The organism is Rathayibacter sp. AY1H3 (assembly GCF_002932015.1).
Genome location: NZ_PSUU01000033.1, coordinates 1 through 12628, shown reverse-complemented (window position 1 = coordinate 12628; position 12628 = coordinate 1). Strand labels below are relative to the sequence as shown.

The window sequence follows — 12628 nt, the reverse complement described above, 5'->3', positions numbered from 1 at the left end:
CTCAGGCCCGGCGGAGCGCCGCCTCGTCCTCGAGGAACCGCGGACGGCACGCGACGATCCCGCTGACCAGCAGCACCGCCACTCCGGCGAACAGCAGCGCGTACGCGCCGCCCCAGTCCCCCTGCGCCTCGTAGAGCACGCCGATCAGCAGCGGACCGAGGCAGGCGAGCCCGTAGCCGAGCCCCTGCGTGGCGCCGGAGAGGGTCGAGGAGCCGGTGGTCGTCCGCGTCCGCGCGTTCACGAGCGTCAGCGTCATCGGGAACGTGCTGACGCCGAGCCCGAGGCAGACCACCCACGCCACGGCACCCTCCAGCGGAGCGACGACGAGGCCCGCGTAGCCGACGGCGAGCAGCACGCAGCACACCACCACGACCACGACCGGGTTGCGCATCCCCAGAGTCAGCGGCGGCACCACGAAGGCGGCGGCGAGGCCGAACACCGAGAACAGCGCCAGCAGCGCCCCGCCCTGCGCCGGATCCGCGCCCGCGTCGACGAGGATCGTCGGCAGCCAGGTGATGATCCCGTAGGTGTGCAGACCGGTCATCCCGAGCATCAGCACCATCGCCCAGAGCAGCGGCGTGCGCCACGCCCCGTCCACACGGCCGCCGGCGGCGGCCGGAGCCGCCCCGCCTCCTCCGCGGGCCGCGAGCGCCGCCCAGAGCAGGCAGGCCGCGGCCGTCATCACGGCCCAGATCCCGATCGCCCAGCGCCACCCCGCCGTCGAGGCCAGCGGCACCGCGACCAGCGGAGCGACGAACTGGCCCACCTGCAGCAGCGCCAGGTAGAGCGAGCTGACCGTCTTGATCCGCTCGGCGAAGTACCGCTTCACGATCGGCACGATGAGCACGTTCGTGGTGCCCACGCCCGCGAAGGCGACGACGGTCGAGAGCACCAGAGCGACCGGGCTCGGGCTCAGCGCGCGGAGGGCGATGCCCAGCGTGGTCACCAGCGTCGCGATCGCGAGCGTGCGCTCCAGGCCGATCCGGCGCGAGACGGCCGCGGCGACGAAGCCGAAGACGGCGAAGGAGGCGGTGACGATCGTCCCCAGCGCCCCGTAGAGCGAGGGCCCGAAGCCGAGATCGGTGCCGATCGTGTCGAGCAGCGGGCTGAAGCCGGTGACGGCGGTGCGGAGGTTCAGCGCGGTGATCGCGATGGCGGCGAGGGCCAGGAGGGCGGTGGCGCGGAGCGTCGGTGCTGCGGTCATGGAGTCCCCGAGAGATAGGATGATGGGATGAATCCTGGCGAGTCTAGCCCCGCGGCGCCGTTCCAGCGCGAGAGCGTGATCGACCACGTCACGGCGCTGTTCCACGAGGAGATCCGCTCGGGCCGCTGGGCCGTCGGCGAGCGGATCCCGGTGGAGGCCGAGCTCGCCCGCTGGACCGGCGCCGGACGCAACTCCGTCCGCGAGGCCGTCCAGGCCCTCGTGCAGGCGGGCCTCGTGCGGCGGGAGCAGGGGCGCGGCACGTTCGTCACCGCGCGCTCGCAGCTCGCCGAGTCGCTGCGCCGCCGCATCCCGAGCGCCGCCCGCCGGGAGGGCCTCGAGCTGCGGTTCGCGATCGACGGGGCGACGGCCGCGCTGGCGGCCGAGCGCCGCACCGGGGAGGACGTCGCCGCCCTCCGCTCCCTGCTGGCCCGCCGGGCCCGCTCGTGGGAGGCGCCGGAGCTCGCCGAGCGGATCGCCGCCGACACCGCGCTGCACCGGGCCGTCGTCGTCGCGACTCACAACGACCTGTTCGTCGAGCTCTACGACGGCCTCACCGGCATGTTCGAGTCGGTGCTGGAGGAGGACGTCGTCGGCGAGGAGGACGTGCACGCCCGCCAGCACGCCGAGCTGGTCGAGGCGATCGCCGCGGGCGACGCCGAGGGGGCGCGCCGCCGGATCGAGGAGCTGCTCGCGCCGCTGCTGGCCGAGGCGCAGCACGGCGACGGCTGAGGGGGATCCTCTGCGGCGGGCGGCGGGCGGCACGCGCTCACGGCCGGCGTCGTGCCGCCCGGCGAGCGGGATCCGATGAGAGGGATCAGCCCCGCGGACGACGGGTCGACCAGAGCGCCCACGCCACCAGCAGCGGCTGGAACGCGAGGCGCACGGCGCGCTTGCGGTCGGTGTCGAGGCCGAAGGCGCTCGTCCGCGTCACCCACTGCGAGACGTTGCCCGGGAAGATCGCGGTGAAGAAGGCGGCGGCCGCGGCTCCGACCAGCGGCGCCCGGCGGCGCGCGAGCACCAGGGAGGCGCCCAGGCCGATCTCCACCACGCCCGAGGCGAGCACGACCGCGTCCTTGTCCAGCGGCACCCACTCGGGCACCTGCGCCTGGAACTCCTCCCGCTTGCGGGTGAGGTGGCTCACCCCCGCGAAGAGGAGGGCGGAGCCGAGGAGCACCTTGGCGCCGGTGCGGAGGAGGGACGGGGAGGAGGATGTCATGCCCTCCATCGTTCCCGATGCGGGCCGCCGTCGCCGCCGTGGCGCGGCCACTGCGCACGAACGTGCCGGTGTCGGAGGCGGCGCCTAGTCTGATCGCGTGACTGACCGCATCCTCGTCCTCACCACCGGTGGCACCGTCGACAAGGAGTACTCGCTCGCGGGCGAGCTCGAGATCGGCGCCCCGATGGTGCCGCGCCTGCTCGCCCCGGTGCTCACCACGCTCGAGTTCCGCGTCGAGGAGGTCCTCGCCAAGGACAGCCTCGAGCTCGACGACGCCGATCGGGCCCTCATCCGCGAGCGGGTGCTCGCCGCCGAGGAGGACCGGATCGTCCTCACCCACGGCACCGACACGATGACCGCGACGGCCGAGGCCCTCGGCGTCGTCCGCGATCGGGTGGTCGTCCTCACCGGCGCGATGCAGCCCGCACGGATGCTCGACAGCGACGCCGCGTTCAACCTCGGCACCGCGGTGGCCGCCGTACAGCTGCTGCCGCCGGGCGTCTACCTCGCGATGAGCGGACGGGTGCTGCCCGCCGGCTCCGTGGTGAAGGACCGGTCGATCGGGGTGTTCCTCCCGGCCTGAGCCGGACCAGGATCGAGGGGCGCCCGCGGACGGGCTCCCGGCCGGACCACCCTCAGGCCTCGGCGAGCCCCGCGGTGCAGGCCGCGCAGAGCCCGAAGACGTCCACGACGTGGTGCGCGTCCGTGAAGCCGTTCTGCGACGCGACCGAGCGCGCCCACTCCTCGACCTCGTCGGCCGCGATCTCGACCGTCAGCCCGCAGCGGCGGCAGATCAGGTGGTGGTGGTGCGTGCCCGGCGTGCAGGCGCGGTAGAGGCTCTCGCCCTCGGGCGACTGCAGCGAGTCGGCCTCGCCCTCCACGGCCAGGTCCGAGAGCGCGCGGTAGACCGTCGCGAGCCCGATCGGCGAGCCGGAGGCGTGCAGCGCACTGTGCAGGCCCTGGGCGCTGACGAAGTCCTCGCGACGCCCGAGAGCCTCGCGCACCGCCTCGCGCTGCCACGTGTTGCGCTTGACCACTGGACCACCTCCACTCCGCACGACCCGGGCCACGCTACCGCCCCCCGCCGACGGCGAGCCGGGAGCGCCGGACGCCCTTCCGGCCGATGATCCGGCAGACCGCGTAGATCGCGAACGAGATCGTCGTCACGTAGGGGCTGATCGGGATCGATCCGCCCAGCGCGAGCAGGATGCCGCCCACCAGCGCGCCGACGGCGAAGAGCACGCTCAGCAGCGGCACGACCACCGGCGAGGCGGAGAGGCGCAGCGCCGCGGCCGCCGGCGTCACCAGGATCGCGAGCACGAGCAGCGAGCCGACGATCTGCACCGAGACGGCGACCGCGAGGCCGAGCAGGAGCATGAACGCGATCGAGAGCGCCCGGGTGGGGATGCCGCGCGCGGCCGCCACGTCGGCGTCGACGCTCGCGAAGGTGAGGGGGCGCCAGATCAGCGCGAGACCGACGAGGACGACCACCGAGATGCCGATCAGCCACCCGAGCTGCGGGTCGTCGACCGCGACGATCTGACCCGTGAGCAGGCCGAACTTGTTCGCGCTGCGGCCCGGGTAGAGGGCCAGGCAGAGGATGCCGATGCCGAGTCCGAACGGCATCAGCACCGCGATGATCGAGTTGCGGTCGCGGGCGCGCGAGCCGAGCACGCCGATCAGGACCGCCGCGATCAGCGAGCCGACGATCGATCCCTCGACGACGCCGACGCCCAGCAGCAGCCCCGCGGAGGCCCCCGCGAACGAGAGCTCGCTGATGCCGTGGACCGCGAAGGCCATGTCGCGCGACATCACGAAGACGCCGATGAGCCCGCCGACCACTCCGAGGACCGCGCCGGCGATCACCGAGTTCATCAGGAGCGACAGCAGCGCTCCGTAGTCCGAGAAGTCGAAGATCTGCGACCAGACGTCCGTCACGACTGCCCCTCCTCGTGCTCGTGCACGTGCGAGTGGTCGGGGGCGCCGACCACGATGACCCGGCCCCGGGCGCGGATCACGTCGACGGGTGCGTCGTAGAGCTCGCTGAGCACCTCCGAGCGCAGGACCTCGTCGGGGGTGCCGATCCGGAACCGGCCGCCGGCGAGGTAGAGCACGCGGTCCACCATGCCGAGCACCGGATTCACGTCGTGCGTGACGAAGAGGACGCCGAGGTTCCGCTCGCGGCGGTGCCGGTCGATCAGCTCGCTGACCGCCCGCTGGTGGGCGAGGTCGAGCGCGATCAGCGGCTCGTCGCAGAGCAGGAGCGCCGGGTCGCCCGCGAGCGCCTGGCCGACGCGGACGCGCTGCTGCTCGCCGCCGGACAGGCTGCCGATGGGGGCGTCGGCGAAGGCGGTGGCGCCGACGGCCTCGAGCAGCGCGTCGACGGCCGCGCGCCGGGAGCGGGAGGGCAGGGGCAGGCCGAACCGGTGGCCGTCGATCCCGAGCCCGAGCAGATCGCGCGCGCGCAGCGGAGTGCCCTCGTCGGCGAGCCTCTGCTGCGGGATGTAGCCGATGCGCCGGTTGCCGCGGTGCACGGGCTCGCCGAGCACCTGCAGCTCCCCCGCGCTCAGCTGCTGCTGACCGAGCACCGCGCGCAGGAGGCTCGTCTTGCCGGAGCCGTTCGCCCCGAGCACCGCGACGAACTCGCCGGCGCGCACGTCGAGGTCGACGCCGCTCCACAGCTCGCGGTCGCCGAAGCGGAGCCCGGCGCCGCGCAGCCGCAGCACGGACGCCGAAGGGCCCGCCTCCGGGGAGACGGGCCTGGTCGGGGAGTCGTGGCTCACTGGGAGAGGGCTCCCTCGATCGCGTCGAGGTTGGCGGTCATCCAGCCGGTGTAGTCGTCGCCCTCGGGCAGCGTCTCGGTGACGGGGACGGCCGGGATCCCGGCGGCCTTCGCGGCGTCGAGCACCGCGTCCGTCTGCGCGCCCTCGGTCTGCTCGTTGTAGATCAGCGCGTCGACGGCCTCGCCGGAGAACAGCGCCAGCGTCTCCTGGAGCGTGGTCGCGGGGACGTCGGTGCCCTCCTCGACCGCCTCGCTGAAGGCCTCGGGAGTCGCGTCGGTCAGGCCGAGCGCATCGGTCATGTACAGCGGGACGGGCTCGGTGATCGCGATGGAGCGGCCGGAGAGCGTGCCCTTCAGCTCGCCCTCGCGGGCGATCAGGGCGTCGAGCCCCTCGTCGAGTGTGGCGAGATTGGCGGAGTAGGCGGAGGCGTTGTCGGGGTCGAGCGCGGCGAGCTCGTCGCCGATCCGCCCCGCGACCTCCTTCATCACCGAGAGGTCGTACCAGACGTGCTCGTTGAACTCCGCGTGCTCGTGCCCGCCCTCCGACTCCTCCTCCTCCGCGTGGTCGTGGACGTCCTCCAGGCCGGCGATCACGGTGGCCGTGATGACGGGGGCCTCGGTGCCGGCCGCGCTGATCATGGTGTCGAGGAAGTGGTCGTAGCCGCCGCCGTTCTCGATCACGAGGGTCGCGCCGGACACGGCGAGCTGGTCGCGGGCGGTGGCCTCGTACTCGTGCGGGTCCTTGTCCGGGCTGTCGATGATGCTGGTCACCTCGACCAGGTCGCCGCCGATGCTCGAGACGAGGTCGCCGTAGACGTTCGTCGACGCGACGACCTTCACGCGCCCGCCCGCGGCGGCGGCGGAGGAGCTGTCGGAGGCGCTGCCCGCTCCGGAGCAGCCGCTCAGGGCGAGCGCGGTGCCGCCGAGGAGGGCGGTGAGGGCGAGGAGGCGGGTCTTCACGGTGAGCCGATCTGGGTCAGGGGCCGGGCGGGTGCCCCCACGCTAACGGCTATTGATAACGATTGTCAAAATCGTGCGGAGGCGCCCGCCGGTCATCCGCCGACACACGCGGACACGGGGCGACACGCGCCTCGCTCCGGGCACCTCGCCCCTGGCACAGTCGCTGCACACCGCCCCCGACGAGACGAGGACACCGTGACCACCACCGCACCGACGACCATCGGCACCGACGCCGCGACGACGATCGGCGCCGCCGCCGAGCACTGGTCGGCCGCCCCCCGGCCCGACTCCCCCGACGCCTGGCTCGTCCGCGCCGAGGAGGTCGCCGCCGTGCTCGCGACCGACGCCCTCGAGCGCGACCGCGCCGGCGCCGCCCCCTTCGCCGAGGTCGCCCTGCTCAAGGCGGCCGGCCTCGTCACGCTGCTCGGGCCCGCCGAGCACGGCGGCGGCGCCCAGGAGTGGACCACCGCCCTCCGCGTCGTCCGCACCGTCGCGCGCGGCGACGGCTCGATCGGCCAGCTGCTCGGCTACCACTACCTTTGGGCCTGGGCGGCCCGCCTCGTGGGGACCCCTGAGCAGATCATCGCGGTCGAGCAGCTCGCGACCGAGGGGGACCTCCTCTACGGAGGCGCGGTGAACCCGCGCGACTCCGACCTCACCGTGCGGGAGGAGGGCGACGAGCTGGTCTTCACCGGCCGCAAGTCGTTCTCGACCGGCGGCGTGGTCAGCGACCTGACCGTGCTCGAGGGGGTGCTCGAGGGGACGGACACCCACCTCTTCGCGATCGTGCCCACCGATCAGGAGGGGATCGTCTTCGGCCGCGACTGGGACAGCCTCGGCCAGCGGCTCACCGAGTCCGGCTCCGTCGAGATCCGCGGCGTCCGCGTGCCGTGGGCGGCCGCGGCCGGCTTCGTCGACAAGGTCTACCGTCCGCTCGTCTACAACACCCTCAACGTGCCCGTCATCCAGCAGGTCTTCGCCGAGTTCTACCTCGGCATCGCGCAGGGAGCTCTCGAGCGCGCGGCGCAGTACACCCGCGAGCGCACCCGGGCCTGGCCGTACGGCGGCGACGACAAGGAGCGCGCCGGCGACGAGTGGTACGTGCTCGAGGGATACGGCGACCTGCAGTCCCGGCTCTGGGCCGACGAGGCGCTGATCGACGCGACGGGGGCCGCGCTCTCGGCCGCGCTGCACGCTCCGCGCGAGGAGCTGACGCCTCGGCGCCGCGGCGAGATCGCCGTGCGGATCGCCGCCGCCAAGGCGCGGATCGTGGAGGACGGCCTCGCGACGGCGACCCGCGTCTTCGAGCTGACCGGCGCCCGCGCCTCCGCCAGCTCGGTCGGACTCGACCTCTACTGGCGGAACCTCCGCACCCACTCCCTGCACGATCCGCTGCCCTACAAGCGCCGCGAGGTCGGCGTCTTCGCCCTGCTCGACACCGTCCCCGAGCCCAGCTGGTACACCTGATCGGCCGCGGGGCGCGTCCTGCTCCGGCGGCGCGCCCCGCCCGCACGCCGCCCCGGCGTCGATCCGCGACAGGCCGGAGCGGAGCCCCGGGGTAGCGTGAGGGCCGAGCGGAGGGAGGACCGTGGCCGTCACGCTGCACGACGTCGCCCGCGCCGCCGACGTCTCGATCAAGACCGTCTCGAACGTGATCAACGACTATCCGCATGTGCGCCCGGCCACCCGCTCCCGGGTGCAGGCGGCCATCGCGCAGCTGGGCTACCGGCCCAACCTCTCCGCGCGGAGCCTGCGCCGCGGCCGCACCGGCGTGATCGGCCTCGCCCTGCCGGAGCTGAGCCTCCCCTACTTCGCCGAGCTCGCCGACAGCGTGATGCGCGCCGCCGACGAGCGCGGCCTGACGGTGCTGATCGAGCAGACCGGCGGCGACCCCGAGCGCGAGCGGAGCGTGCTGGCGAGCGAGCGCCGGCAGCTCACCGACGGCCTGCTCTTCAGCCCGCTGGGCCTCGCCGACGAGGACGCGCTCGCGGTCGGCTTCCCCCTGGTGCTGCTCGGCGAGCGGATCTTCACCGGGCTGGTCGACCACGTCACCATGCAGAACACCGCGGCGGCGCACGCGGCCACCGCGCACCTGCTCGCCTCCGGAAGGCGCCGGATCGTGGCGCTCGGGACGCACCCCGACGCCGCGGTCAGCTCGGCGTCGCTCCGCCTCGAGGGCTACCGCGCCGCGCTCGCCGAGGCCGGCATCGCCTACGACGAGCGGATGATCGGCGTCTCGGGCCCGTGGCGGCGCTCCGGCGGCGCCGAGGCGATGCGCCGCGTGCTCGCCTCCGGGCTCGACTTCGACGCCGTGTTCGCACTCAACGACACCCTCGCGCTCGGCGCGGTCCGTGCGCTCCAGGAGGCGGGGGTCCGCGTGCCCGAGGAGGTGGCGGTGATCGGCTTCGACGACATCGACGAGGCGGGCTACTCCTCCCCCAGCCTCTCCAGCGTGGACTCGGGGCGCGACGAGATCGCGCGCACTGCGGTCGAGGTGCTGCAGGCCCGGATCGAGGGCACCCGCACCGGCCCCGGGACGCTCCACGAGGCGGCGTTCACCGTGGTCGCCCGGGAGTCGACCGCGGGCCGGCCGATCGCGGAGGACCCGCCGGTCGGCCGGGCGTCGGCCGGGGCCTAGGCGCAGGTCCCGCTGCCGCAGATCTCACGGCGGATCCACGCTCCCGCGTCCGCGACGGCCAGCTCGCCGCGGCGGAGGAGCCGACTCCACTCCACGGCCCGCGTCGTCAGCCGGTCGTCGGCCGAGCCGCGGACGTCGCCGCCGACGGTCCGGAGGAACAGGTGCGCGAGCGGGCCGCCGAGGTACAGCGTGGCGCCCGCGACGCCGGCGAAGTGGCGGGCCTGGCCGCGGGTGCCGTCGTCGTAGGCGCGGCGGAAGCCCTTCCCCCGGACCCGGTTGCGGCCGCCGTGCGCCAGGTCGAGGGCGCCGAGCGGGGCGCTGCGGATGCCGGCGACGTCCTTCGCGACGGCCGCGAGGAACGCGCGCGGGCGGGGATGCGATGCCGCGAGGGCGTCGGCGCGGTCGGCGAGCTCGGAGCAGGCGTCGGTGGCGGCATCGGAGGAGGGCACCCGCCCAGTCGAGCACAGGTGCGCTGAGCGGCGGCGGGGAGACGCGACGCCCGAAGAGGTCTGCCGCCGTCGGCAGCGGCGAGCAGCGAGGCAGGAGGGGGCCGGTGCCGCTCTTGACAGCGGCCGAGCCGGGGCGGACCATCGTGTACAACGTTAGAAAGACCGCTCGCCGCCGAGCCCGCTGCGGGAGCCCGAAGCCCGAAAGGCCCTCATGACCGACGCCCCCACCGCCACCGCGCGCATCAGCCTCGACCCAGCCGCGGTCGTCGCCCCCGTCACTCCGCGCCTCTTCGGCTCGTTCGTCGAGCACCTCGGCCGCTGCGTGTACGACGGCATCTACGAGCCCGGCCACCCCGCCTCGAACGAGGACGGGTTCCGCCTCGACGTGGTCGAGCTGGTCAAGGAGCTGGGCACCACGACGATCCGCTACCCCGGCGGCAACTTCGTCTCGGGCTACCGCTGGGAGGACGGCGTCGGCCCGCGCTCCGAGCGCCCCCGCCGCCGCGACCTGGCCTGGCACTCGCTCGAGACCAACGAGGTCGGGCTGGACGACTTCGCGAAGTGGGCGGAGCTGACCGGCAGCGAGATCATGTACGCCGTCAACCTCGGCACCCGCGGCGTCCTCGAGGCGCTCGACGTCCTCGAGTACGCCAACGGACCGGCCGGCACCGCTCTCGCCGACCAGCGCATCGCCAACGGCGGGACCGAGCCCTACGACATCCGCATGTGGTGCCTCGGGAACGAGATGGACGGCCCCTGGCAGGTCGGCCACATGAGCGCCGACGACTACGGCAAGCTCGCCTCCCGCACCGCCAAGGCCCTCAAGATCGCCGACCCCTCGCTCGAGCTGGTCGTCTGCGGCTCGTCGAGCTCGTCGATGCCGACCTTCGGCGAGTGGGAGCGCGTGGTCCTCGAGCACGCGTACGACGACGTCGAGTACGTCTCGTGCCACGCCTACTACCAGGAGTACGACGGCGACCTCGGCTCCTTCCTCGCCTCCTCCCTCGACATGGAGTACTTCATCGCCACCGTCGCGGCGACCGTGGACCACGTGAAGTTCAAGCTCAAGAAGACGAAGGACATCAAGCTCTCCTTCGACGAGTGGAACGTCTGGTACCTCGAGGAGTGGCAGGCCAAGGAGAAGGCCGACGCCGAGGGCGACCAGAGCGCCCGCGAGTGGGCCTACGCCCCGCGCCTGCTCGAGGACGTCTACTCCGTGGCCGACGCCGTCGTCCTCGGCAACCTGATGATCACGCTGCTGAAGAACTCCGACCGGGTCACCTCCGCCTCCCTCGCGCAGCTCGTCAACGTGATCGCGCCGATCATGACCGAGCCGGGCGGAGCCGCGTGGCGCCAGACCACGTTCTTCCCGTTCTCGACCACCGCGCGCCTGGCCTCCGGCTCGGTGCTGCGCCCCCGGATCGACGCGGGGACCTACTCGACCGCCCGCCACGGCGACGCTCCGCTCATCGACTCCGTCGCCACCGTCGACGAGGGCCGCGCGGCCGTCTTCCTGGTGAACCGCTCGCAGACGGAGCCGATCGAGGTCACCGTCGACGTCAGCGGCCTCGGAGTCTCGAGCATCGCGGAGGCGGTGGCCCTGTTCGACGAGGACCCCTACGCGAAGAACACCCGCGACGACCAGGACCGCGTGCGCCTGCGCGAGGCCCCGGCGACGCTCGAGGACGGCGTGCTGACGCTGACCCTCCCGCCCGTCTCGTGGACGGCGGTCGCCCTCACGGCGTAGCGGCGCCCCACCCGCGGGACCGCGTCCGGCCTCCCGGAGCCGCGCGGACCCGCGGGCCCCGTCGGGAACCGTCCCGGCTCAGGCCCCGGGCCACAGCGGGGAGGAGGCGCTCGAGCTGGTCCGCGAGGTCGTCCGCCACCCCCACGAGTACGTGGCGGGGATCGGGCTCGACAACCTCGAGACGGCGGGTCCGCCCGAGCGCTTCGCCGACGCCTACCGCCTCTCCGGGGAGGCCGGCCTGAGCCGGACCGCCCACTCCTCCGAGCACGCCCCGACCGCGACCAACACGACGACCTGCCTCGATCTGCTGGGCTGCGACCGGATCGACCACGGCTACTTCGTCCTCGAGGACCCCGCCGTCGTCGAGCGCGTCCGCGAGCAGGGCGTCGTGTTCACCGTCGCCTCGACGACCTCGCGCCGCTCCTGGCGGCCCTGGCGGCGCGCGTCCATCCGGGCGATGCTCGACGCGGGACTGCGGGTCGTGCCCTGCTCCGACGATCCCGGGGTGTTCCCGACCACCCTCGCCGACGAGTACCGCCTCGCCGCCGGCCCGATCGGTGCGAGCGCCGCGCAGCTGCGCGCGATGGCGCTCACCGGAGCGGAGGCCTCCTGGCTGCCCGCCGATGAGAAGGAGAGTCTGCGCGCGTCGTTCGCCGCGGAGCTGGACGCGCTGGACGCGGAGTTCGGGCTCGTCTGAGGCCCGGGACGCGACGGGCTCCCCGCCCTGACAGAGTGGACGGATGAGCCCCCTCCCCGATCCCCTGGCCTTCGACCTCGAGGCGCTGCGCCGGGAGGTGCTGCCGGACGACGGGGGCGAGGTCGACGACAGCATCCCCGCGCTCAAGGACGCCGACCCGGGTCTCTGCGCGATCGCGCTCGTCCTGCCCGACGGGTCCGTCCGCGCGAGCGCCGACGCGGAGGCGCGGTTCAGCATCCAGTCGGCCGTGAAGCCGTTCCTGTTCGCGCTCGCGCTCCTCGACACCGGCGGCGACGCGCTCGACCGCGTCGGCATCGAGCCCACCGGCGAGGCCTTCGACGCCCTCAAGCTCGAGAGCGGCACCGGGCGTCCGCCGAACCCGATGGTCAACGCGGGAGCGCTGCTGACCGCCGCCCTGGTCGACGGGGGCGACGCCGACGGCCGGAGCGAGCGGATCCTCCGCGGCCTCTCCGCCTTCGCCGGCCGCCCGCTCTCCGTCGACGAGAGCGTCGCCGCCGACGAGCACCTCCTCGGCGACCGGAACCACGCCCTCGCGCACCTGATGCGCGCGGAGGGCACCCTGCACCGCAGCGCCGACGACGCCGTCTCCGCGTACGCCCGGGCGTGCGCTGTGCTGGTCGACGTCCGCGACCTGGCCGCGATGGGCGCGACGCTCGCGTTCGGCGGCGTGCACCCGGGGACCGGCGAGCGGGTCGTGCCGGCGTCGGTCGCGCGCGACGTGGTCGCGGTCATGGCGACGTGCGGCGTCTACGACGGCTCGGGCCGCTGGATGCGCGCGGTCGGCGTCCCCGCCAAGTCGAGCGTCTCGGGCGCCCTCGTCCTCTCCGCTCCCGGCCGCCTCGGCGCCGCCGTCGTCAGCCCGCCGCTGGACCCCCAGGGCACCAGCGTCCGCGGCGCCCGCGTCGCCGCCCGCC

At 74.1% G+C, this 12628-nt stretch carries 14 protein-coding genes; 7 read left to right on the top strand and 7 right to left on the bottom strand.

The window, feature by feature from the left end:
• Nucleotide 1 precedes the first annotated feature (1 nt).
• Nucleotides 2-1204 (bottom strand): MFS transporter, encoded by a 1203-nt coding sequence (locus C5C33_RS12980; RefSeq protein WP_104261300.1) that lies wholly within the window; start codon nt 1202-1204, stop codon nt 2-4.
• A 27-nt stretch (nt 1205-1231) separates the two neighbouring features.
• Here C5C33_RS12980 and C5C33_RS12975 point away from each other — a divergent pair, with 27 nt between their 5' ends.
• Complete coding sequence (locus C5C33_RS12975) at nt 1232-1933, top strand: FadR/GntR family transcriptional regulator (RefSeq protein WP_104261299.1); 702 nt, start codon at nt 1232-1234, stop codon at nt 1931-1933.
• A gap of 85 nt (nt 1934-2018) precedes the next feature.
• On the opposite strand, the gene C5C33_RS12970 is transcribed toward C5C33_RS12975, so the two are convergent.
• Nucleotides 2019-2420, bottom strand: a complete 402-nt coding sequence (locus C5C33_RS12970; protein WP_104224540.1) for a hypothetical protein — start codon at nt 2418-2420, stop codon at nt 2019-2021.
• Between the two features lie 97 nt (nt 2421-2517).
• On the opposite strand from C5C33_RS12970, the gene C5C33_RS12965 reads away from it, so the two are divergent.
• Nucleotides 2518-3003: an asparaginase domain-containing protein gene (locus C5C33_RS12965; protein ID WP_104224541.1), complete on the top strand. Its 486-nt coding sequence runs from the start codon at nt 2518-2520 to the stop codon at nt 3001-3003.
• A gap of 52 nt (nt 3004-3055) precedes the next feature.
• On the opposite strand, the gene C5C33_RS12960 is transcribed toward C5C33_RS12965, so the two are convergent.
• The 4 genes from C5C33_RS12960 to C5C33_RS12945 are packed head-to-tail and all read right to left on the bottom strand — an operon-like array spanning nt 3056 to nt 6162.
• Nucleotides 3056-3457 carry a Fur family transcriptional regulator gene (locus C5C33_RS12960; protein ID WP_104224542.1) on the bottom strand — a complete coding sequence of 134 codons (402 nt, stop codon included), beginning with the start codon at nt 3455-3457 and terminating at the stop codon, nt 3056-3058.
• A 34-nt stretch (nt 3458-3491) separates the two neighbouring features.
• The gene (locus C5C33_RS12955; protein ID WP_104224551.1) at nt 3492-4295 is read right to left on the bottom strand and encodes a metal ABC transporter permease; all 804 of its coding nucleotides are present in this window, start codon (nt 4293-4295) and stop codon (nt 3492-3494) included.
• A gap of 59 nt (nt 4296-4354) precedes the next feature.
• Nucleotides 4355-5203 (bottom strand): metal ABC transporter ATP-binding protein, encoded by an 849-nt coding sequence (locus C5C33_RS12950; RefSeq protein WP_104224543.1) that lies wholly within the window; start codon nt 5201-5203, stop codon nt 4355-4357.
• The gene (locus C5C33_RS12945) at nt 5200-6162 is read right to left on the bottom strand and encodes a metal ABC transporter solute-binding protein, Zn/Mn family (protein ID WP_104261298.1); all 963 of its coding nucleotides are present in this window, start codon (nt 6160-6162) and stop codon (nt 5200-5202) included. Before C5C33_RS12945 ends, C5C33_RS12950 begins: the two co-directional genes overlap by 4 nt.
• A 195-nt stretch (nt 6163-6357) precedes the next feature.
• On the opposite strand from C5C33_RS12945, the gene C5C33_RS12940 reads away from it, so the two are divergent.
• Nucleotides 6358-7629: an acyl-CoA dehydrogenase family protein gene (locus tag C5C33_RS12940; RefSeq protein WP_258069238.1), complete on the top strand. Its 1272-nt coding sequence runs from the start codon at nt 6358-6360 to the stop codon at nt 7627-7629.
• A gap of 121 nt (nt 7630-7750) precedes the next feature.
• Nucleotides 7751-8800 carry a LacI family DNA-binding transcriptional regulator gene (locus C5C33_RS12935; RefSeq protein WP_104224545.1) on the top strand — a complete coding sequence of 350 codons (1050 nt, stop codon included), beginning with the start codon at nt 7751-7753 and terminating at the stop codon, nt 8798-8800.
• Here the strand turns inward: C5C33_RS12935 and C5C33_RS12930 are convergent.
• A complete protein-coding gene (locus C5C33_RS12930; RefSeq protein ID WP_104261297.1) occupies nt 8797-9249 on the bottom strand; it encodes a hypothetical protein in 453 nt (150 codons plus the stop codon). The two genes, C5C33_RS12935 and C5C33_RS12930, sit on opposite strands and share 4 nt — an antisense overlap.
• A gap of 211 nt (nt 9250-9460) precedes the next feature.
• Between C5C33_RS12930 and C5C33_RS12925 the strand changes: the two genes are divergently transcribed.
• From C5C33_RS12925 to glsA, 3 genes are all read left to right on the top strand, one after another.
• Nucleotides 9461-10996, top strand: a complete 1536-nt coding sequence (locus tag C5C33_RS12925) for an alpha-N-arabinofuranosidase (protein WP_104261296.1) — start codon at nt 9461-9463, stop codon at nt 10994-10996.
• A 115-nt stretch (nt 10997-11111) separates the two neighbouring features.
• On the top strand, nt 11112-11693 hold the full coding sequence (locus C5C33_RS12920; RefSeq protein WP_104261295.1) for a hypothetical protein: 582 nt from the start codon (nt 11112-11114) through the stop codon (nt 11691-11693).
• Nucleotides 11694-11736: 43 nt separating this feature from the next.
• Nucleotides 11737-12628: glutaminase A (gene glsA, locus C5C33_RS12915; RefSeq protein WP_104261294.1), on the top strand; the 892-nt coding region annotated here is incomplete at its 3' end.

Excerpts from the sequence above, each read along its gene's own strand:
- C5C33_RS12970 (WP_104224540.1), bottom strand. The coding sequence starts at position 2,420 with ATGACATCCTCCTCCCCGTCCCTCCTCCGCACCGGCGCCAAGGTGCTC.
- C5C33_RS12980 (WP_104261300.1), bottom strand. The coding sequence starts at position 1,204 with ATGACCGCAGCACCGACGCTCCGCGCCACCGCCCTCCTGGCCCTCGCC.
- C5C33_RS12925 (WP_104261296.1), top strand. The coding sequence starts at position 9,461 with ATGACCGACGCCCCCACCGCCACCGCGCGCATCAGCCTCGACCCAGCC.
- C5C33_RS12975 (WP_104261299.1), top strand. The coding sequence starts at position 1,232 with ATGAATCCTGGCGAGTCTAGCCCCGCGGCGCCGTTCCAGCGCGAGAGC.
- C5C33_RS12955 (WP_104224551.1), bottom strand. The coding sequence starts at position 4,295 with ATGAACTCGGTGATCGCCGGCGCGGTCCTCGGAGTGGTCGGCGGGCTC.